Source organism: Porphyromonas sp. COT-108 OH1349 (assembly GCF_000768755.1).
Lineage (GTDB): Bacteria > Bacteroidota > Bacteroidia > Bacteroidales > Porphyromonadaceae > Porphyromonas_A > Porphyromonas_A canoris.
On the sequence record NZ_JRAH01000031.1, the window covers coordinates 1 to 22,491 of the forward strand.

Annotated in this window: 14 protein-coding genes and 3 pseudogenes; 7 read left to right on the plus strand and 10 right to left on the minus strand. The window is 43.1% G+C overall.

From position 1 onward, the window contains the following. The 5 genes and pseudogenes from JT26_RS06640 to JT26_RS06655 all read right to left on the minus strand — a co-directional run. Positions 1 to 212: hypothetical protein (locus tag JT26_RS06640; RefSeq protein ID WP_036847995.1), on the minus strand; the 212-nt coding region annotated here is incomplete at its 3' end. Next, positions 199 to 663 (minus strand): DUF1896 family protein, encoded by a 465-nt coding sequence (locus tag JT26_RS06645; RefSeq protein WP_052110465.1) that lies wholly within the window; start codon positions 661 to 663, stop codon positions 199 to 201. The genes JT26_RS06645 and JT26_RS06640, both read right to left, overlap by 14 nt. Before the next feature lie 41 nt (positions 664 to 704). Then, positions 705 to 1,414: pseudogene (locus JT26_RS10220) on the minus strand (DNA topoisomerase); the annotation flags it as partial. A 133-nt stretch (positions 1,415 to 1,547) separates the two neighbouring features. Then, positions 1,548 to 2,876: pseudogene (locus JT26_RS06650) on the minus strand (DNA topoisomerase); the annotation flags it as partial. A gap of 34 nt (positions 2,877 to 2,910) precedes the next feature. Beyond that, a pseudogene (locus JT26_RS06655) lies at positions 2,911 to 4,288 on the minus strand (DUF3945 domain-containing protein). Between the two features lie 221 nt (positions 4,289 to 4,509). Between JT26_RS06655 and JT26_RS06660 the strand changes: the two are divergent. The 3 genes from JT26_RS06660 to JT26_RS06670 are packed head-to-tail and all read left to right on the plus strand — an operon-like array spanning position 4,510 to position 8,666. Then, entirely contained in the window at positions 4,510 to 5,118 is a 609-nt protein-coding gene (locus JT26_RS06660) for a TetR/AcrR family transcriptional regulator (RefSeq protein WP_036848478.1), read from the plus strand. A gap of 12 nt (positions 5,119 to 5,130) precedes the next feature. Further along, positions 5,131 to 6,294 (plus strand): beta-ketoacyl-ACP synthase III, encoded by a 1,164-nt coding sequence (locus JT26_RS06665; protein ID WP_036847997.1) that lies wholly within the window; start codon positions 5,131 to 5,133, stop codon positions 6,292 to 6,294. Continuing rightward, positions 6,291 to 8,666: an outer membrane beta-barrel family protein gene (locus JT26_RS06670; protein ID WP_036848000.1), complete on the plus strand. Its 2,376-nt coding sequence runs from the start codon at positions 6,291 to 6,293 to the stop codon at positions 8,664 to 8,666. The genes JT26_RS06665 and JT26_RS06670 overlap by 4 nt, the downstream gene beginning before the upstream one ends. Before the next feature lie 168 nt (positions 8,667 to 8,834). Here JT26_RS06670 and JT26_RS06675 read toward each other — a convergent pair whose 3' ends face one another. Genes JT26_RS06675 through JT26_RS06690 form a run of 4 tightly spaced genes read right to left on the minus strand, consistent with a single transcriptional unit; the run spans position 8,835 to position 10,138 of the window. Beyond that, on the minus strand, positions 8,835 to 9,425 hold the full coding sequence (locus JT26_RS06675; protein ID WP_036848003.1) for a hypothetical protein: 591 nt from the start codon (positions 9,423 to 9,425) through the stop codon (positions 8,835 to 8,837). A gap of 12 nt (positions 9,426 to 9,437) precedes the next feature. Next, positions 9,438 to 9,719 (minus strand): hypothetical protein, encoded by a 282-nt coding sequence (locus tag JT26_RS06680; protein WP_004584360.1) that lies wholly within the window; start codon positions 9,717 to 9,719, stop codon positions 9,438 to 9,440. A gap of 11 nt (positions 9,720 to 9,730) precedes the next feature. Beyond that, entirely contained in the window at positions 9,731 to 9,916 is a 186-nt protein-coding gene (locus JT26_RS06685) for a hypothetical protein (RefSeq protein WP_036848007.1), read from the minus strand. 12 nt (positions 9,917 to 9,928) lie between these two features. Then, positions 9,929 to 10,138, minus strand: a complete 210-nt coding sequence (locus JT26_RS06690) for a hypothetical protein (RefSeq protein ID WP_036848010.1) — start codon at positions 10,136 to 10,138, stop codon at positions 9,929 to 9,931. A gap of 811 nt (positions 10,139 to 10,949) precedes the next feature. Between JT26_RS06690 and JT26_RS06695 the strand changes: the two genes are divergently transcribed. The 4 genes from JT26_RS06695 to JT26_RS06710 all read left to right on the plus strand — a co-directional run bounded on the left by JT26_RS06695 (position 10,950) and on the right by JT26_RS06710 (position 17,381). Beyond that, positions 10,950 to 11,459 (plus strand): subtilase family N-terminal domain-containing protein, encoded by a 510-nt coding sequence (locus tag JT26_RS06695; protein ID WP_036848013.1) that lies wholly within the window; start codon positions 10,950 to 10,952, stop codon positions 11,457 to 11,459. 446 nt (positions 11,460 to 11,905) lie between these two features. After that, entirely contained in the window at positions 11,906 to 12,097 is a 192-nt protein-coding gene (locus JT26_RS06700; RefSeq protein WP_036791333.1) for a hypothetical protein, read from the plus strand. A 519-nt stretch (positions 12,098 to 12,616) separates the two neighbouring features. Next, a complete protein-coding gene (locus JT26_RS06705) occupies positions 12,617 to 17,020 on the plus strand; it encodes a DUF4332 domain-containing protein (RefSeq protein ID WP_036848481.1) in 4,404 nt (1,467 codons plus the stop codon). 97 nt (positions 17,021 to 17,117) lie between these two features. Further along, a complete protein-coding gene (locus tag JT26_RS06710) occupies positions 17,118 to 17,381 on the plus strand; it encodes a hypothetical protein (RefSeq protein WP_052079447.1) in 264 nt (87 codons plus the stop codon). Positions 17,382 to 18,187: 806 nt separating this feature from the next. Here the strand turns inward: JT26_RS06710 and rpoC are convergent. Next, complete coding sequence (gene rpoC, locus JT26_RS06715; RefSeq protein WP_036848019.1) at positions 18,188 to 22,471, minus strand: DNA-directed RNA polymerase subunit beta'; 4,284 nt, start codon at positions 22,469 to 22,471, stop codon at positions 18,188 to 18,190. Between the last annotated feature and the right edge of the window lie 20 nt (positions 22,472 to 22,491).

A 22,491-nucleotide genomic window follows, 5' to 3' on the forward strand; every position in this document is an offset into this window, starting at 1 on the left:
AAAAGCTCCAGCTCCGACTTGTTCCATCGGGCGATGTCCTCCATCGTGTTGGCAGGAGAGAGGATACACTTCAAAGCCCCGAAGCCCGTATAGGCTTCCAATATCGTACGCTCTTCGGGTGTCGCCGTGCGCTGTTCCCGATGCAGGGCAAAGACCGTCTTGATGGCTTCTATGTTTGCCCTTAGATGCTCCTTCTTGTTATAGCTTGCCATCCTCTTCGAGTTTTAGTTGAACAAAACCCGTAATCTCCGTATAGAGGGAGTTGTATTCGGGCATATAGGCAAACTCGTCCGAAATCGGATACTTGGCGAAGATGCTTTCTAAGAGCGGGCGCAGGCGGATAGCAGTCTCCCTGACCGCTTCAAGCGGCACTTCAGCAGAGAACTCGTTCCAAAGAACAGAGGAGATGGTATCGTGGTGGGAAAAGTGCAAACCCGCATAGAGTGTCTTGTTGGCGATACCGATACATTCGGTTATGGGAAGTCCGGCATCGAAGGCTTCGGCATAGGCTTCGGAAGCAGCTGCCGCACGCTCTTTGATAAAAGAAATATCACCGGCTTTTTCGGGATGACTTTCCCGAAGAAAGGAGAGCAGAGATAGCTCGTAATAGGAAAATCGAATGGCACCACTAAAATCCGCAGTAAAAACAACAGGATTGTTTATGACCGCATCATTCAGTGGCAAAATTAGCAAATTACGGGGAGTTACCTTCGGGATTTGCTCGGTTTCTTATGCTCGGGGAAGATGAAGACCGTCTTGAACTCTCCGTCCAAAGAGAGCGAAGCCNGAAAACCAATGAGCCTTTACCGCATTTGGGACAATGGATGTCGCTCTGTTTCTTGGGGAAGAGGATTTTGGAGGAGAGCAGTTCGTCGGTAATCTGTGTGGCATAGCTTTCGATGCCCTTGCGAAACTCTTGCTCTTTCAACTCTCCCCGTTCGATTCTCGCCAAGTCCGCTTCCCATTGTCCGGTCATTTCNTGTGTGGCATAGCTTTCGATGCCCTTGCGAAACTCTTGCTCTTTCAACTCTCCCCGTTCGATTCTCGCCAAGTCCGCTTCCCATTGTCCGGTCATTTCGGCATTACCGATTTTCATTTCCCTAACGATGGAATAGACGGCAAGTCCTTTCTCCGTGGGAACAAGCGACTTCTTTTGGCGTACCATGTACTCGCGTGCAAAGAGGGTTTCGATGATGGCGGCACGGGTAGCAGGCGTCCCGATACCGCAATCTTTGAGTTGCGCACGCAGTTCCTCGTCCTCCAACTCCTTCCCTGCCGTCTCCATAGCTGCCAACAGCGAACTTTCCGTATGCAGGGGCTTGGGCTTGGTCGTCCCTTGTGCCAGCGAACAGGCACAGAGCGGGATTTGCTCGCCTTCCTCCCATTCGGGGATGATGATGCCTTCCCCATTTTCTCGACTTTCTCGTTCTTCAGCTTCTAACTGCTCCTTATCTTTTTTCCTGCTGTTTTTGAGGATGGCACGCCAACCCTCTTCCTTGATGATTTCACCTTTGAGGATGAACTTCACACCTTCACAGATGGCAGTAACCGTANTCTTTTTTCCTGCTGTTTTTGAGGATGGCACGCCAACCCTCTTCCTTGATGATTTCACCTTTGAGGATGAACTTCACACCTTCACAGATGGCAGTAACCGTACTGACATATTTCACGCAACGGGCGGAAAAGGCTTCAAGCATACGTCCGGCTATCATATCGTAAATGACCGCCTCGTCTCCAAACATGTCTATCGGCTTCTTGCCCGTGATGAGCAGGGCATGGTGGTCGGTCACTTTCTTGCCGTCCACAGAATGCGTATTGAGGTCGGTCAGTCGGCGGGCATGAATGCCCCAAACGGGATGGTCGTGCAAAAAGGCAATCAAAGCGGGAATTTCGGCAAAGACATCTTCGGGAATATATCGGCTACCCGTGCGAGGATAGGAGATGTATGCCTTTTCGTAGAGTTTCTGCGCCAAAGAAAGGGTCTGTTCTGCCGAATAGCCGAACCGGCTGTTCGCCTCTTTCTGTAAGGTGGTCAAGTCATACAGAAGCGGTGGCTCCTGTTTCGTCTCCTTGCGCACAATCGTTTCCACGGTAGCTACAGAAGCATTTCGGAGTTTCTCATACAGAGCGGTGGCTTCTGCCTTATCGAACCAGCGGTCAGCGGAGGAGAAGCGGAAGCTCTCATCTCCCTCCTTTACAGCAAGGCTGAGTTGCCAGAATGGCTGTGGCTCGAACTTCTTGTTCTCCAAGAAACGGGAGCAGACCATACAGAGAGTCGGAGTCTGAACCCTGCCCAAGGAGTAGGTGCCATGCCCGGCGGCAATGGATATAGCTTGGGTGGCATTGATGCCCACTAACCAGTCAGCTTCGCTGCGAGCACGGGCGGCATAATAGAGATTATCATACGCTGCACCACTTTGTAGATGGGCGAATCCCTCTTTGATTGCTTTATCTGTCAAGGAACTAATCCACAGCCGATCGAACGGACGGGGGATACCCAAGTATTCGTAAATGAACCTAAAGATCAACTCACCCTCACGCCCTGCGTCGGTGGCTACGATAATGCCCTCGCATTCCCGGAAGAGTTTTTCGATGACTTTGAGTTGGGCGACGGCAGCAGAGTCTGTTTTATAGCGTTTTCCCTCCTTGATTTGACGGGGAATAAGGGTGAAGACGGGAGGAAGAATCGGCAGGTTCTCTTTGTGGAACCCCTTGATGCCGTAGGCTTCGGGCATGGCTGCCATTATCAGATGTCCCAGTGCCCACGTGACGGCATAGTCGCCTCCTTCAATATAACCCTCTTTCTTGTTGGTTGCCCGAACGATACGGGCAATTTCACGAGCTACGCTCGGTTTTTCTGCTACGATGACTTTCATTTGTTCTTGCTTTTTGGATATTAGTGGTGGCGGATTACATTTTCATTCCCTTGGAACGTTTTTTCTCTTCTTGCTTTTGTTCCTGCCCTGTGGTAGGCTCTGTCTGTCCCTGTTTGATTGGTAGCCTCGTTGGTCTTGCCTTCGGAATTGACAGCGACCTGCGTGCGGGAAGCATTGTCGGGAGTAATCTCTTTGGCTTGGGACTTGTCGGGGTTCCATTTGAGAAAGTTGAACTTGTTCTTCTCGAAGTTCGGACGCACATAGGCATTGAAAGGCTCTCCTTTCTTGTCGATAAGCCCGGTCATATAGACCGTCTGACCTGCTTTGAGCTTCGCTTGCTCTTCCGAAGAGATGTCCCGTCCCAGCATCTTTTGGGGAACACGCAATTCTTTCTGCTCTGACTGTTCCTGCCCTTTGAGGGCTTGTCTTTGACCTTGTTCCTGCTTGGACATACCGAAACGAAATTCAATCGACCGCTTGTCGGCATTGAATTGAAGGTTGGCATTGAAGTGCTTGCCCGTTTTGGAGGTCATACCCTCCACATAAATGCTTCTGCCTTCCGACAGTTCCTTTTTCTGCTCATCGGTCAGCTTCACGCCTTTGATTTCATCGGGGATGCGTACCCGGTCGGCACTCAGGGCGATGATGTCGTTGGTCAGGCGGTCGATGCTCACGAAACTGCGGGTCGGTTCGTTCTTGCCGGGGAAGGTCAGTTCCACGATACGACCGAGATTGCCCGTTTCTTTCAGGGCTTTCTTATCCTCTTCAGTGAAGGTATGCCCAAAGAACTCACGCTCCAATTGAGGCTCTTTGCGGATGGCATGGACAACGGGAATGAATGTCCCGTCTCCTGAGGCTTTCAGAGAAAGACGGGCATCGGTATAAACGGAGACTTCCCCGATTTTAATGCTGATGGGAATAAGTGGAGTTTTGCGGTATTGAAGCAACTCTTCAAGATGCTTCCCCTTTTCCAGACTCTCACGGCTCACGTCCATCTGCTCGAACTGCTCCCACTTCACCTTATCGGGGTCAATGCCTTGGAAAGGCTGTTTCTGCTCCCCTGAATAGTCCGCAGGATTGATACGGGCGGAGTCCAGCATCTCCTTATTGGAGGGGACATCCGGTGCTTTGAGCATCTCCGAGAGCACACGTGCGCTGGCAACGGCACTCTCAAAAGGCACTTTGAAGAAGTGGAATTGTGTGGGGTTCTTGAACTGTCGCATGAAATTGGAAAGGAAGTTCTCCAGCGCATTGCTGTGCTTGTCGAACCTCAGGAAGCTCTGTTCATGCTCGGCGGTGGGCGGAACGGTTTTCACTCCGCCTTTCTCATCTGCTCTGGCAACAGCTCGGAGGCTCTGATCCTTCTGATCCTTTACCAAAAGGACTTCTTGGTCTTTGATTTTTTCGTCCATATTACAATCTATCTAATGACACCAACAGCGGTGCACGGACAAAAGTAAACCATAGATAAAGAGTGTGTTACAGGTGTAAAACAAGTGCGTACTTGTGGCGTCGATATGGATAGAAGTGGCTTCAAAAGAAAAAAAACATTTCAAAATTTGGCGAATCCAATATTCTTTTATAATATTGCATCCAGAGATGGAGAATGAACGTTCTGTTTGTATCTAAAGTAATGGCACGAACAAATAACAAAGAAATTATATTGAAGGAAGCTTTCAGGCTCTTTTTGTCTAAGGGATATGATGCAGTCAGCTTTGCAGATTTGGTCAAAGCAACGAATATTTCACGAGGAGGGATGTTTCATCACTTCAAAGGAAAAGAAGATATCTTCAATCAGGTGGCTGATCGTTTTGTATTTAGTTTTTTTCGAGAAGGAGAGAGTTTCATTGAATCTCCGGAGTCGAAAACGCCCTTGAAAGATTTTTTAGCTCATTGTACCAAGATAATTAGTGAACGAATGCTCCATTTTTCAGATACTCTGGGAGCTTCGGTTACAGCAGCCAGTTTTATGAGTTTTGTCCTGTATCTCAAGGAGCATTATTCATCATGGCAAGAAAAGATACAGGAGTATGAAGAGCAGGAGGTTAAGACATGGAATGAAGTTGTAGAATTGGCAAAAAAGAAAAGAGAGATTAGGGAGGACATTGATAATGGTCAAATTATTACGGTATTTCTGACTCTTTATTTAGGACTGTCCTACAAAGGAGCTCTAGTTGACCGCCTCTCTATTGAAGAGTTACAGAGGTTATGGGAATTTATCTACCAAGAGTATAAATTATAAAAACATTGAGCGATGGAAAAGAAGGTGTACATTAATCGGATTGCTTCTTATTTACCCAATAAGCCAATATCCAACGATGAAATGGAAGATTATATAGGGATGATTGGGGGAAAACCCTCAAGAGTTCGCTCCATTGTCCTCAGACAGAATGGAATTAAAACTCGGTATTATGGCTTGGATAAGGAGCATAAGATAACTCACTCCAATGCACAGCTTGCAAAAGAAGCTGTGGTGGATTTATTTGCAGATAGAGTTGTACCAACCGATGTTACCCTTTTAGCCTGTGGTACGAGTACTCCCGATCAACTTCTGCCCTCCCATGCCTCTATGGTGCATGGAGAGCTAGGGAACTTCCCGATGGAGATATTTTCCTCAGCAGGTGTATGTCTCACTTCCCTACAAGCACTGAAGATTTGTTACAGTAATATTCTTGCAGGCTTGCATCAAAAGGCTGTATGCGTTGCTTCGGAATTAACCTCACCGGCATTGGTTGCAAAATTCTATGACCCCGAATATGAAGCAACACATGCTAATCCGGATAAAGACCCCTATATGGCTTTTGAAAAGGATTTTATGAGGTTTATGTTGTCTGATGGTGCCGGGGCTGTATTAGTAGAAGACGCTCCTAAAGGAGACCCCTCTCTCGAAATCGAATGGATTGAGATGACCTCATACGCTAATGAACTACCAACGTGTATGTTTATGGCTTCGGAATTACAATCCGATGGACGTTTGAAGAGCTGGAAAGAATATACTCCTGAAGAGATTAAAGAGCGTGGAGTCCTTGTGGGTAAACAAGATATTCGTCAGTTAAAAGTACACATTATCAAGTATTGGGTAGATCATATAGAAGCAGTACTTGCCAAGCACAATGTGAAGGCGGAAGAAATAGACTATGTGATACCTCATGTCTCTTCAATGTTCTTTTACGAGAAACTTAATGATGAGCTTTCTAATCGAGGGATTGCTCTAACGAAAGAAAAGTGGTTTACAAACCTCACTTCAGTTGGAAATATAGGTTCGGCAGCTATTTATGTGGCATTGGATGAATTGATAAAAACTAAAGAAATAAAGCGAGGAGCAAAAATTCTTCTTCTTGTTCCAGAGAGTGGGCGATTTTCGTATGGAAGCGTATTATTGAGCGTTTTTAATAATATAACAACTAAAGATTTATGAAAAATGGTTTGATTATATGTTGCGTTATTCTCATGCTAATGAATATTGGAGCAACTGCACATTCTCAGAATAGAGGAAATGTTTCGACAATAAGGATAGTATACGTGGATAGTCTAACTTCTCAAACTGTTCAATATGTAACTACTTTGCTTTTTGACCGCAACGACTCTATAACTCCTATTACATATACTTACTCCAATCGTTTGGGAGAAGTACTCTTCAATGTCGAAAAGAATCGTAGCTATAGAATTGTGGCAAGTTTCTTTGGTAATGTGATCTATAAAGAAGATTTTACACTAAATGACAGTTTGTCTCAAATAGAGCGAAAAGTATTGATGTCCCAAACAAAAGAATTGGAAGAAGTCGTTGTTCGAGCTAAGCCAATTAGAGCAGAAAAAGGTAAAATGACGCTTCAAGTACAAGCCGTAGGATTAGGCAATGCTCTGGCAGCATATACTACTTATGATGTTCTATCTCGAACTCCTCGCATTCAAGTGGTAGGTAGTCAGGTCTTAATTGATGGGAAACCTGCCGAGATACACATTGATGGTGTCAAAAGAATGAATGCTCACGAGTTATTATCTCTGATGAGTGCTGAGGATATCAAAAAGATTGAAGTGCAATTCGGCAGAGATGCCTCAATATCGGGAGAGGCAGCTGGTGGGATCGTGAACATATCACGAAAAAAACAACGAGGATTCACTTCTTCTGCAAAGAATGTTTTGTCGCTTACAGGAAAACCTCTTGACAGTTCTCCAACTACAGCTTTAATGCAAGATGGGAATATTTCCCTTATGTATGGTACGGATAAGTGGCAATTGTATTCGAGGTTCTCAAGTCAAAATGGCACTTTTACGGGAATAAATCACCAATCTTCCTACCAGATATTGAATAGTTCAGAAATAATTAATCGATTTACCGAAGGGAAGAACTCTATAAACAATTCGTGTGTAGGAATACTTGGAATAAGTGCTACTTTAGGTCAACATCAATTATTAGCTGAAGTTGAAGGAGATGTCATATTTCGAGACAAAAAACCTCAAAATAACGAATTCAAACAGTCCAATCGAACGGACAAGTATATACATTATTACACGCAATCTTTACAAGATAAGAAATCACATTTAGGGTCTATCATACTTTCCCACCTGTGGAAATCAAAAGGGCATCAGAAGAAAAAGTCACAAACATCAATGGCATATCTCTTTTATGGAGATAAAGAGATAACGTTGATTGATACTAAATTTCAAAATGAAAGTCAATTGAGAAAAGAGGAAGGAATTAGCAAGGCTTCTAATAAACTTTTCTTTTTTAAGAGTGAATGGGATGCTGAGTTTGATGAGGGGCTAGCCTTAAGTGCTGGGGTCGAGTCAAACCTAGCGTTAAGAACGAATAATTATGAACATAGGACAGGGAATACGAACGATGCTAAGGAATATTATCGTTATCAAGAGTTACTTGGTGCTGCATTTATATCACTATCAAAATCTTGGGATAAATTATTTGTGTCAGGAGGTGTGCGCGCTGAGCACACTTATCTGCACAGCAAAGATAAAAATGTTTCACAGGGTTATACAAATTGGCTACCATCATTGTCGGTAAGCTATACAACTGATGATCTTAACGACCTTTCATTCTTCTACTCTCGCTATCTACTTCGTCCCTCATTTGACTTGTTAAGCAACTACAAGGTTAAAATCAATGATTTCCTTTACTTTGTAGGGAATCCTTTCTTGAAGACACAGCAAACAGACCAATTTACCTTATCCTATACCACATCAAATTTTTCAATTGCGACTGATTATCAATTGCATCAGCACGTTATAGAAGAGAATTTTTTCACGAAAGATAATACTATATATTTGACTAATGAAAATATGGATACAAGGCATGAAATAAGGCTTGTTGGGGGATATAATGGGAATTTATTCCCTTTTTGGCATGTCTCACTGAATGGAGGTATGCAATATATGTATATCCCTAATGGATATGTTCAAAAGAGTATTTTACAAGGATATGCTTCTGTACACAACATGTTTACGATATCTCCAAGCTGGCAAGCTAATATAAACATCAATTTGGCAACTCCTTGGATTATGCAAACTCGTTGGATAAGCGGACGTCTCACATCCGATATAGGGGTTTACTATACTACTCTCAATAAGCAGTGGAACGTGGGATTTAAGATAGAAAATTTGATCGCTAAACATTCGAGTTCGACTAGAACAATGAATTCTTACACTGTTAATACAGGTTGGTCTCAAGCAGCAACACGGTGTCTGATATTTCAGCTCTCTTATCGTTTTCAAACTCGAAAGAAAATAAACTCTCCTATGAGAGTAACTGGAACAGAGAATAGAGATAGACTCTAATGGCGGAAACCGAAAAGCCAGCAATGAGTAGGTATAATTCTGTACCTTTCATTGTTTTTGTCTTTTTAATCAATTGAATAATGTTCCGTTGGATAGAAATTCGTAGTTGTTGGCTTCGCAACTCTCTGCAAAGGCNTTCTGTACCTTTCATTGTTTTTGTCTTTTTAATCAATTGAATAATGTTCCGTTGGATAGAAATTCGTAGTTGTTGGCTTCGCAACTCTCTGCAAAGGCTTCCTCGCTGAGTTGGTATTCCATATCGTCCCTGCAAGCCTTGAAAAATCCATTCAAGCACCTGTCCATAAGTTCGTATAGGGTGGTATCATCGGGGGCTTTCAAAAAGTCGTATATGGGCTTCAATATCTCATAGTCCATACAATAGCCCGTCAATACGCAATCATTGGTAACAAATACACGACTTTTACGCTTTCTCTTGTAATTGTGCCCCCAAATGGTTTTGGGTATATACAAGTCGTTCCAATGGTTATTGACAAGGTATTTCAGTAGTCTAACCCCTTTCAAATTATCTTCTTCCTCGCTGTAATGAGAAGTGAAACGATACCAATAGGAATAATTATCGTATGACCATCTGTCCACCTTGATATTGAATATCTGTTCAAAGGCTTGCAATGTCTTTCGGTTTTCTTCGTCCCAACCATAGTTAAAATGTTCCGCCCAATGGCTGTGTGCCTTTGCTTGTGCCTCTCTTGTCAGTTCGTGGAGGTTATATACCTCGTATGTTCTTATTGCCGTTCTCATATTCGTTTGGTGTTATAGGGTTGTATTATTGATGATGTCTTCTCCATTGTCCGCAAAGACCTCGATAGTAGGTTTCCCTCCATTTTCCTTTACGGATAGGCTTTCGGAGGTTTCATATAAGGTCTCGTCGTCCATAATGATGACTTTCTCGTTGTCTTCAAAACAAAGTACATCCTCTCCCTGCCACGACTTGACAATAGCAACGGCTTCCTCGTAATTCTCTGCTGTTACTTCAAAGTGGGTGCGCTCCCAACAAGTAACCTTCCTATCTTGGTAAAATCTGAATGCTTCCATTGTCCCTATTTTTAGATGGTTGCTAAAATGATTTCTTGGATATGAATAGGTTCAACTTCTGAGAAGAGATAGAGGATATATAGTTCCCTAAAGGCGGATATATTCCCATTGAGGTAAACCGATACCATATACTCGAAAATGTTGTCCACTTCGTAGTATCTGCATTGCTGTGCGATAGTTTTACTTCTTCTTTTCATATGGATAAATGTTTATGAGATAAGCAACCAAAATATTCCCCCGATAATGAATAGGTAGGTCAGTATGTAGACCACAATTGCCAGTGTGATGGCAAAGAGTAGCCGAACTATGTATTTCCCCAGCCATAGTCCTGCAAGCCAAAGCCAAAGGCTTCCGCCCAAGAGGGATGAGCCGATGAGGGCAAGTGTTCCCCAAATCAGGGTTTTGTATCTCAGTTTCATCTTGTCTGTTTTTTGATTTTATGCGGATTCTTGAGGTGAGGGAGTTGAGTTTCCATTTTTCTTTTTCTCTGTCCTCGCGTTTCCGACATTTTTTTTGCGTATTTCCGTCGGGTCGGTCGTTTTCGTTTCAAGGCGATAAAAAGGTAGGGGGCAAGGACAACAAGGTTTAGGGCAAGAATACTACCTGAAGAATGAAGTGTGGAGATTGTTGCCCTAACGGCTTGCCGCTTGACCTTTTTGGCCGTCAGACGCCGAAACTACCTTTGCCGAAGAGAACGAAGACCGACCCCGAAGCGAATACATAGAGTAGAAAGTGGAGTAGAACAACGTATAGGACAGAGTGAAAAAAATGAAAGGCAGTCTTCACAAGTAAGACTGCCACAACAATGAGCAATAAGATAAAAAAAAATAGAATCAGCTGTCTGAATAGAGAGCCGTCAGAAAAGAAAAACGGAGAAAGTTTCGTCTTTCTCCGTAGATAGTATTACCTTTGAGGTAGGTTATTTGAGTTACACAAAGCATTGTATATTATTGCNATTATTGCAGAAGATAGGTCGCTAAATCATTACCTACTGCATTTCATGACTCATTCGACTGTTGATAGCCAATTACTTATACCTAAATGATAGATTTTCTCCAAAACCTTTAGTGCTTTTTTACGAAACCTTTAGTGCTTTTCTCCAAAACCTTTAGTGCTTTTCTCCGAAACCTTTAGTGCTTTTCTCCAAAACCTTTAGTGCTTTTTTACGAAACCTTTAGTGCTTTTCAAAGAAAGTCGCTAAATTGCATCCGGATCCGTACACTTCACAAGATGAAAAGAGACAAGACAAAAGAAACGAGCCTTAGCCGCCGCACATTGGGAACGGTGCTTGCAATGGTTCTGCCGGTAATGATGCTGCCGGTCTCCTGCAAAAACAGTAAAACATCCCTGAAAAACAGCATGACAGAAACATCCGAAACAGCAACAGACACCTCCATCACACTTCGGGCAGAGGCATTCGTGCAAGGAAGGATACATATATATGTGTCCGAAGCCGCACTGCAAAACATCAAGATGAACGACTCCGGAGAGATCTCCATGAGCAGTCTGCCTGCTCGTCTGACCTCCGTACTGAAAGAAATAAAAGCAACACGGGTGGAACGGCTATTCCCTCCGTCAGGGAAACATGAAGAGAGAAGTCGGCAAGAAGGGCTGCACAGGTGGTTCATCGTAACCTTCGACAAAGGCATCTCTCCCACCAAAGCTTGCGAGATGATGCTGTCTCTCCCGGAAGTGGAACAAGCAGAAGCCATACCGGAAGCTACGATGCAGATCTCTTGAAGAAGCTCTGTCAGGGGACGAAATCTTATCCCCTCTTCCCATAGGCATATCTAAAAACCGGATTATAGCTATTCGGAACTGTTTCTTAACCGCTTTAAGAGCGAATCTAAACCCGTTTAGAGTTGAAAAGCACAGCTTGTTCTCTGAAAATCAAGGCTTGATTTGCACCATTCGCATCTCGATTTGCACGCTTCGAGCCTTGATTTGCACCTCCGAACCTGAATAATGGAAAATACGAACGTGTTTAGAGGAAAAAGCAGAGCCGTTCAGAGCATTTACCGGTTCACTCCCGAAAAGGAAAAGAGTTTCCATCCTGTTTCCGTAGACAAAAAAGAAAAGAGTAAAATATGCCGCCTACCATAAATGGGAAGCACTCTCATCGGGGATTAAACTTGGAATCCTCCCCTATTTTTCGTATCTTTATATTGTACACATACGAAAGAAAGATGAATATATTAAAGAAATTACTTGGAACCCTTTTGGTCATCGGACTGTTTGTCCTTGTGTTTACAATAGCAAAAGGAATTATCGTCATTTCCAGCGCACTTCTAAAATTTGCCCTAATGATCATTCTCGGCATCTTTGCCATCTCGATCCTGATAGGGCTTTGGCGTAGCGGCACTAAGAAAAACCAATAACAACAAAAAGCATTGATACTCCGGTATCGATGCTTTTTTATAACGAGTCATTTACCTGCCATTTACTTCCGGGCTGTTCTGCGTGCAAATCTGCAAAAGATCGCTCCCAATCGGGAACATTCAGTTTGGTTCTTGAGACCGTTTCGGCATTGAGTTTCCGGCTCGAAAAGGGTAGTTTGATAGTATCACTTCATCCGAAATAAGCAGCGGAGACACCAATAGAGTATTAAGAATCCTGTCGTTACGCATCAAGTCAAGGATGCTATTTAATCTAAAAATAAGGGGAGGAAAATGTTAATTCCCCTATTTTTTCTTGCAAGTTAAAACAAAAAGGTCTACATTGCATCAGGCATCGGATTAAGGTTGGTATTCAGACCTTCTCCAAAAAGTGTATAAAAACGATTGAATACGCTTTAGAGGCGTTTTCTTATTTAACCCAAAACTATTCACACACGATTATAAAGGGTGTGTGAGCGTGATTGAAATCTGATATACGTTTAACATAAAAACTGTCATATTATGCCTGATCGAAAGAGTAAAATGGATGAGCAATGCCATTTGTACGGCAAAATACGTAAAATCTGTGAACAGAAAGTCAATGAGCCGGAGTGGCGCGTTCCTCTTAGTTTTGATATTCTAAAAAAGTTGGTTCTGAACAAAAAGAGTGAAGAGAATTTGTCCAGAGCGGAGCTGTTGATAGCAAAAGGATATTTTGAAGGAGATGGCGAACAGACACCGAATTGTCCCCTAAGCGCATACTTTACTTTGGAGAATGTTCTCAAGACTCTGAAGTTTTTAGATCAAAAAGAAAATAAGCCGAGTTCCTCTCTTATTCCCATCAAGGGGATTAGCCGTGTGATGCAAGCAAAGTTGAGGGATAAGCTCAATGTGTATGATATTGCCACACTTCTGGTTAGAGGTCGCTCTCATGAAAAGAGAGTTTCCATGGCATCGAGACTTGGAGTGGATCTCAAACTTGTTACCAGCTGGATAAAGCAGGCAGATCTATGGAGAGTGGAAGGTATGACGACAGACATGGCGTATCTTCTGGTCCAAGCGGGAGTACGTAATGTGGAAGATTTGGCGAAGGTAGATGCAGAAAAAGCCTACCCGATTCTCACCAATATCAATGCCTCTCAAGTAGATTTCTCCCTCGTGGAAAAAGAGGAGCTTGAGAAAATGATTGCCAATGCGGCAATGTTATTGAAATATTCTCCAAGTCTGGCTTCATTCTGTATATCAAAAAGGAAAGAGTTTGAAGAAGGTATAAAAGAGACTCCTCATAGCAACATATCCGGAAAGATTGCTTCTCTTCGTCCGGAAGTAACTGAGATATTACGCTCCCATAGAGCGAAGATAAATTCTTGGGAGAATATAAGCTCTCTTCTCATTGGAGTTCCCGCTCAGATAGAGGCAGATGGAGTGCCTCCGGTGTACTTGTTCAAGGATGATTTTTCTTCTGAAGATGATGCGAGTGCAGAGCTCGAATCTATATACGAGATTATAAATGAGGTGTTGGGTTTTCTGGACAATGTCGAATACACCTTGCCTTTACCTCGGACAGCAAGCGGTACCGTGTTTATAAAAAAGGCGGACGAACCGGATGAAAATAAGAGATGTCTGCCGGGAGTATTAGTCGAGATAGATGGTATTGTAAGTCCGGACCAAGATAAGACAGAAGTCAATAAAAAACCTCGATGCTATACAGACGGCAATGGTAGGTTTATAATATCAATGCCCGACCGGTATAGCCTCAAGGAGGCTATCACAATAACCATTTCCGATGGAAATAAACGGCAGAAGTTCTTGACAACGGCATCGGATTTTATCGATTCTGTTCCGGAACAGCAGATACTCAAAGAGTTTCTTGCTGTCGATGCCATCGGAGACAGTGCAGACAGCTTATCCGAGAGGATCCGATTCCTGGAGAGAAAGAAGGCAAGCATCGAAGCAAAAATAAGTAACCCGGAAACAACCGATAGAGCCAAGCGGATATTGGAGGAAGCTCTGCAGAAGATAAACGAGACTTTAGAAGGCAAAGGAGAGACTAAAGGGCTGAAGAGTGAACGAGAGGAGTTGAGGCAAAGGTATAGTGAAAAGAAAAAGGAGCTGTTGGAACGCTTTGGCACAAACGACCTAAAGAGCACTTTCGACCGGTTTATGGCATCTGCTTCCAAACTGAATGCTCAGTTGACTGCCACCTCCATAGGAGTAGAGCAGGTCAAGAGTGACGGATTCACTGTCATTCAAGAGATATTTGAAAACAGACGTATGGATATGCCTCGAGCGTTACCAAGCGTCAAGCTGATGGGTGAAGGAGGAGACGTTATAAAGCTACCTACGGACACAGCTCCGTCAAGGATATTTACTTATAGGATGCTACAGCGCCTGAAAGAGCCCGATATATTCCCCATACCTAAAGGTGCCGGCAAGAACGCGCGAGTAACACTGAACAGACCTGTAGATGTAGAGGCATTTAAGGAACAGATGTACAAGGATCCTTATAACTATCCACAAATGTCCACGCTCGGCATGGGTTATACACTCAATATGCATCAAGCATGGGTACCGGATGGCTTTGCTCTTGGTACTCTTTTGTACTCTTTGATCCTTGCTCCGGGAGAGGAACAACGCATCATTGTACGAGAGAATAAACAGAGATACAGTATTACAGATGTAGCAGAGGGAGCGGATGCAACACGCTCACGCTATGCTCTTTCTCAAGAGGACGATACTTCCGCAATTTTTAATCAGGCGATTGACCAGATGTCCAGATCCAATTCTAATTACAGCTATAGTACTTGGACGAACAGCTTTGGTGGAGGCGGTGGTATCGCCGGAGGTTTTGCTCCTTATGTCAGTGCAACTTTAGGACTATCCGGAGGTTTCTCAAAAACGAAAGGTCGAAGCTCTCTCTCTTCAAGCCAATCTAACTTTTACAGAGAAGCATCAGCCGCAGCCAATAGTTTTCAACACAATATCAAGAGTGCCTCAGCAAGGTTGTCTCAGTCGAAGCGTATAAGTATCACTACCGCGACGAACGATGTCTCCGATTCTGTTGCAACCAAGATCGTGGCGAACCACAACCATTCTCATGCAATGACTATCCAATATTGGGAGGTTATGCGTCGCTACCGTTTGGAAACATGTATTGATAGCGTCGACTTGGTGCTATTTGTTCCTCTTAAATTGATCAGATTCCTGCCTTCAGGAGAAAGTTTGATTTATCCGGCAGGCAGTATCGAAAGTTTTAATAGCGCAGCTTTCGCGAGGCGTTATGCCACAGTATTGAAGTATGCAAACTCTCTGAAATACTACTTGCCTTATAAGCATTGGGCAGGAGTAAACCTCATTCAGAAATATGCAGCCTTACCACAATGGACAATGGAAAAGACAGGTGGTCAACCATCTCACTTTTCATTCTCAATACAAGGTATATTCCTTTCATGTGATGATATTAAGGCTTATCTTGTTCTGAAGAATGGCAAGGGAACAGTCGCCGGAACGGTAAGTTATGAAAGAGTCCGGTTAGGAAGCGAATATGAAACAAGCAATGACCTGAAACGGGCGATAAGGGATATCAGAAATTCAAACACTTCTAATGGAAAATACCCAAAGAAAAGGGCGATACTTTCCTTTAATCTCCCCATTGGAGTTATTGATGAAGATATCTCACATGTAACTATCCGCTACTCTTGCGAACCTTTGCATTATACATTGTATAAGAATCCTAAAGCAAAGGCAGCTTCCGGCGTCTACGCAGATGAGGAATATAAGAGTATGATGGACAAATATTGGGACTCGATGAAGGATACCGACAATACTTCGGGTGATCTTAGAAAAATTGAGTACTACAGAAATGTCTTGCCTGAGGCATACATATCTCCCAATGTGTGGATATCATCAAGAGAAATGAATAGTCTCGGCTATCCGGAAATTGAGCTGATCGACAAACCGGTGAAATTCCAACTTGTACTATCCAACTCATCATTAGAAGGAGATGTTTATGTGGGCGTTTCGACAAGTTCCCATACGTTGCGTCGTACTGAGTTTCAACAGATGGAAGCCTTACTGCAATATCTGGCATCGGAAACTCTACGTTACTCTCAAATAGTTTGGAGGGGTCTTTCTGATGACGAAAGAGCAATGATGTTGGAACAGTACACCATAAAGATGGACTTTGAAGAGGCTATCGTGAATGCGAATGTTCAAACGGAAGAAGAGGATATAAGAAATTCCAATAGAAACAATGTCAACATTCCACTGCTCAACTGTGTTAATGTTAAAAAGCTTCTTGGGTTCTATGGCAACTGTATGCTATTGCCTTTTACATATCCTCAAAGCTTGGCAAAACTACTGGGCTGTACTGCCGCAGAAATGCAGGATGCAATATGCCGATACCATAGCAATAATTTCCGTGCACCAACAACTACAATATCTCTACCGACAAGTGGTATGATAGGTGAAGCGGTGTTAGGAGAAACAAATGTGAGCGAAAAGATTGACCTTACTCGTTTCTGGAACTGGCAAGATTCTCCAATTGATAAGATGGAGATTGATCATAAAGGTCTTAACTCTACAGATTACTTGGCAGGTAAAACGACAAAGGGTATAACTCCTCTCAACTTACAAGAGGCAGCCGCTGCAACTCCGGTTACGGCAGCAGATCTACTAACTGCTTTAGTAAACAAAAAGCCTCCAATCTTTGACAATATAACCGGCTTAGACCAACTCAAGGAGATACTTAATGAGGGTACCAAGAGTGCATCTTCCGGTCGAGACAGGGCGATAGAATCTTCTGAAAAAATGGCAAAGGCTGCCTTACAATTTTTCTCCGCCAATAAGATAGATGACGAGGAAAAGAAGGAGGGAGATAACAATAAGAAGGAAACTCCGAAAAACGGAGGGACTGAAAAGAAATAAGAAGGAGCTATAAACAATTTGATTGTCTGTCTGTAAGTAATCAGGGAGAGTGAATTCTATAAGCAGTTGTCAAACCAAAATCTCAAAAAAGATTGATATGTCAGAAAATATAGATATACAAGCATTAGTGGCGAAGTTGTTGGAACACGAAGTTTCGCCGGAAGTATTGGAAATAAAAAAGATGATACTTCGCAGAATAGCTTCGGAAAGCGATATAAAACCTTCTCGCATTCCTGCACCTATGAATATTACCCAAGTTGGCGGGTATGTTAATCTGCTCATGCAGCTTAACGAGCAAGAGATGCTTCGGCAGACTCTGGCTTCTATACTCGGACTACCAATGCAGACGCCGAAAGAGTGAAACTTGCAAATACGGACGATAGTCTGCTATGGTTTATATCTCTTTTCAAACTTTGAGTTTGATCGTGGTATAGATTGTGGGAGGCTGTGGCGTATAGGAGGTCTTTGAATGATATGCAATGTGAACAGTAATTTGGTATACTTTCATCGGGTAGTTGCATCAATGCGGTTTCTGTAATTGATCGCTATCATGTCTATCCTTAAATAGAAGCACAAGGTTCGAAGCCGATCTGAAATTGATGAAAGTAGTACCTTATTGCAAACTTTTGAATCCAAACTTTGTAGTAATTGTATCAAAAACAACGATTTGTTCTTGGTCAATGAATCTTAGTGAAAGATAAGATGGTTTCTTTAGGGTATTATGAGTAACCGAAAGTAGGGGAGGAGAAGATAGCCTTGGAGCAGTGGCGAACATTCAGGATTGATGAGATTAAAACAGTTTGTAGTCTTAAGGGATGAGTTTATCTGTGTTCTATTTGTGATCTTGATCTACTATTAGAATTTTTCTAACAAGGGTTAAGAAGAAGATATTCAGACTACCAGTGGACGGAAGTAATAGTACGGTTGATACGAAAGAGACAAGTTGCTCAAATAGCATTGGGCAGGGGTAGTATCAGGGTGCAGTATGCGAGATTAGGAGTGGTTTGGAGAACTGCCTTGGGAAGTTCAAAAAACCACTCCTTCCTTTTTGACATTAGGTCTCCTAAGTCATGTGAGAATGTGCTAATAGGAGGGTGAATAAAAAGTCCCACCATACGACCGTATGGTGGGACTTTCTGTGAAAATAATATTTGTGCTAAATAATTTTTAGTCTTCCGGCATAATCACCGGTCCTGCAAGAGTAGCGACTTTATGGGCTTCCAACTCCTCTTTAGAACCAACTATAAGTTTGTCGTACATGCGGAAGCCGGTACCGGCAGGTATCAAGTGTCCACAGATAACATTCTCTTTCAGAGCTTCCAAATAGTCTACCTTGCCTTGGATTGCAGCATCATTGAGGACCTTAGGTGTCTCTTGGAATGATGCGGCAGACATAAAGCTATTGGTTTGAAGCGCAGCACGAGTAATTCCTTGCAATACTTGATTTGCCGTAGCAGGTTGAGCATCTCTTACTTGAACAAGTCGCAAGTCTCTTCGCTTCAATGAACTGTTCTCGTCTCTCAGTCTGCGAACGGTGATGATCTGCCCGGGACTGTAAATTTCGGAGTCTCCCGCATCTACCACAACCTTCTTGCCCCATATGCGATCATTCTCTTCCTGAACCTCTATACGATCGACAAGCTGTTGTTCCAAGAATCGTGTATCTCCCGGTTCAACAATTTCAACCTTACGCATCATTTGACGTACAATAACTTCAAAGTGCTTATCGTTGATCTTTACCCCTTGTTGACGATAGACATGCTGGATACCATTGACAATGTAGTCTTGTACAGCATTTGGTCCTTGTATGGCAAGAATATCTGCAGGAGTTATCGCACCATCAGAGAGAGGTGTTCCTGCACGGACATACTCTTTCTCTTGAATAAGCAGTTGCTTTGACAATGGCACCTGATACTTTCTCTCTTCTCCAAGCTTGGAAGTAACAGTTACCTCCCGATGACCTCGACGAATCTTACCTAAAGATACTTCTCCATCAATTTCGGAAACAACCGCAGGATTATTCGGATTACGTGCTTCAAACAGCTCGGTTACACGAGGAAGACCTCCCGTGATGTCCCCTCCGGAATTGCTTGTACGAGGAATCTTTACAAGGATATCTCCCAGATTTACTCGTTCACCTTCTTTCTTGCTGAAACGAGCACCTACCGGAAGGTTGTAAGTACGATCTATATTGCCATCCTTATCCAAAATACGGAATTCCGGTGAAAGATTCTTGTCCTTAGATTCAATGATGACGTTGTCTGTGTGTCCGACCTCTACGTTAGAGTCATGCTCGACTTTGAAAGTAACATTCTCAACAATGCCATTGTATGCAAGTGTACCTGCTGCTTCAGAAATAATAACGGTATTGAATGGGTCAAACTCGTAAAGGACAGCATCTTTCTGGATCTTATCTCCAATATTGAAGAACAAACGTGCTCCATAAGGGATATGATTGTTGACAAGAACCATTCGAGTATTCGGGTCAATAAGACGCAATTCGGCAAGACGGCTTACGACTATTTTGGTAATGCTTCCGTCTTCTTCGACAAAGTCTACTGTACGAAGTTCGTCTATCTCCAAAATACCATCATACTTAGCCTTGTAGGAGTTCTGTTGTGTAGCATTGGATGCAATACCTCCGGCGTGGAAAGTACGAAGTGTAAGCTGTGTACCCGGCTCACCAATGGATTGAGCCGCAATAACACCGACAACCTCTCCGATCTGCACCATAGTACCAACGGCAAGATTTCGACCATAGCACTTTGCACAGACACCTTTCTTGGACTCACAAGTAAGAACAGAACGGATCTCTACACTCTTAATAGGCGAATCTTGTATCCGTTGTGCAGCATCTTCTGTAATCTCTTCTCCGGCATAAACGAGAGTCTCTCCCGTATTAGGATGGATTATATCATGAACTGAAACACGACCAAGAATACGTTCATAAAGAGAAGAAACAACAATATCATTCTCTTTTATTTCCGAAATCTCCAAGCCACGAAGTGTTTCACAGTCATCTTCTGTCACAATAACATCTTGGGAAACATCCACAAGACGACGAGTAAGGTAACCGGCATCGGCTGTCTTAAGAGCCGTATCGGAAAGACCTTTACGAGCACCGTGAGTAGAGATAAAATACTCAAGAACAGATAGCCCTTCCTTAAAGTTAGAAAGAATAGGGTTCTCCATAGTTGGAGCCGCATCCGCACCACTCTTCTGTGGTTTTGCCATAAGACCACGAATACCTGAAAGCTGATTGATCTGACTCTTAGAACCACGCGCTCCGGAGTCCATCATCATAAAGATCGGATTAAATCCTTCGTTATCCTGGCTGAGCTGTTTCATCAAGATATTGGACAGTCTTGTATTGATATGTGTCCAAGCATCTATGATCTGGTTGTATCTTTCGTTATTGGTGATAAAACCCATACTATAATTGGCAGTAATGGCATTTATCTCCTCATATCCCTCTTGAATAAGCTGCTCTTTCTCCTGTGGGATAAGAACATCTGAAAGGTTGAATGAAAGACCTGCCTTAAATGCCATATTATAACCGAGATCCTTTATGTGGTCAAGGAAGTGTGCCGTTGCTGCAACACCTCTCTTCTTTATGACATAACCAATAATATCTCGAAGAGCATTCTTTCCAAGAAGGGCATTGACATAGCCTATCTTTTCGGGGACACATTCGTTGAATAGAAGTCGTCCAACAGAAGTCTCGACCATGTGTGAAATTTCATTACCGCTTTCATCCAGATCGTCTACCACGACCTTAATCGGTGCATGGATACCAACCTTTCCTTCGTTGTAAGCAATAAAAGCTTCTTCCGGTCCATAAAATACAAGACCTGCACCCTTGCTGTTCTTACGGATCTTGGTGATGTAATAAAGTCCAAGTACCATATCTTGTGATGGTACGGTAATAGGCGCTCCATTTGCAGGGTTAAGGATATTGTGAGAAGCCAGCATAAGGATCTGTGCTTCCAAGATAGCCTCATTGGACAAAGGAAGGTGAACAGCCATCTGGTCCCCGTCAAAGTCGGCATTAAATGCCGTACAAGCAAGAGGGTGCAGCTGAATAGCTTTTCCTTCTATAAGCTTAGGTTGGAAGGCCTGAATACCGAGACGGTGAAGTGTAGGAGCACGGTTGAGAAGAACAGGGTGTCCTTTGATCACGTGTTCCAAAATATCCCAAACAACCGGCTCTTTACGATCCACAATCTTTTTAGCACTCTTAACGGTCTTAACAATGCCACGCTCTATCAACTTACGTATGATAAATGGCTTGTAAAGCTCTGCTGCCATGTATTTTGGCAAACCACACTCGTGCATCTTAAGCTCAGGACCAACCACAATAACGGAACGTGCAGAATAATCGACACGCTTACCAAGCAGGTTCTGACGGAAACGTCCTTGCTTTCCCTTTAGAGAGTCTGTTAGAGACTTCAATGGACGATTGCTTTCGCTCTTGACTGCGCTTGACTTACGAGAGTTATCAAAAAGGCTATCCACTGCTTCCTGAAGCATCCGCTTCTCATTACGAAGGATTACCTGAGGAGCTCTCTGCTCAAGAAGTCTTTTAAGACGATTGTTACGTATGATAACTCTACGATACAACTCGTTCAGGTCAGATGTTGCAAAGCGACCACCATCAAGAGGCACCAAAGGTCTCAATTCCGGTGGAATCACAGGAACAACCTTTAGAACCATCCATTCGGGACGATTTTGTCCTTGACTTGCTCTGAAACTTTCCACTACTTGAAGACGCTTCAAAGCATCTTTCTTTCGTTGCTGAGAAGAGTCCTTAGACGCTCTGTCTCTAAGTTCGTAAGAGAGTTTGTCAAGATCGACACGTGCAAGTAGGTCATAGATAGCTTCTGCTCCTATTTTTGCTATAAATTTATTGGGATCACTATCATCCAAATATTGGTTCTCTTTGGGCAGAGAAGCCAAAATTTCCAGGTATTCATCCTCTGTCAGCAGGTCATTAACCTCTACAGACTCTACAATACCCGGCTGAATAACAGCATATTTTTCGTAGTAAATTACAGACTCCAGCTTCTTGGCAGGAATGCCGAGAAGATATGATATCTTGTTAGGATTTGAACGGAAATACCAAATATGAACAACAGGGACTTCCAGAGAGATATGTCCCATACGCTCACGGCGAACCTTCTTTTCTGTAACCTCTACACCACAGCGATCACAAACAATTCCTTTGTAACGAATACGCTTGTACTTTCCGCAATGACACTCATAATCCTTAACAGGACCAAAGGTGCGCTCACAGAAAAGGCCATCTCGTTCCGGCTTATACGTTCTATAATTTATTGTTTCGGGTTTTAGGACCTCTCCACTTGAGTTTTCAAGAATCTCTTCCGGTGAGGCAATACCAATTGTTATCTTGGTAAAATTACTCCTTATCTTATTGTCTCTTTTAAAAGCCATGTGTAAATGCGTATGTGAAG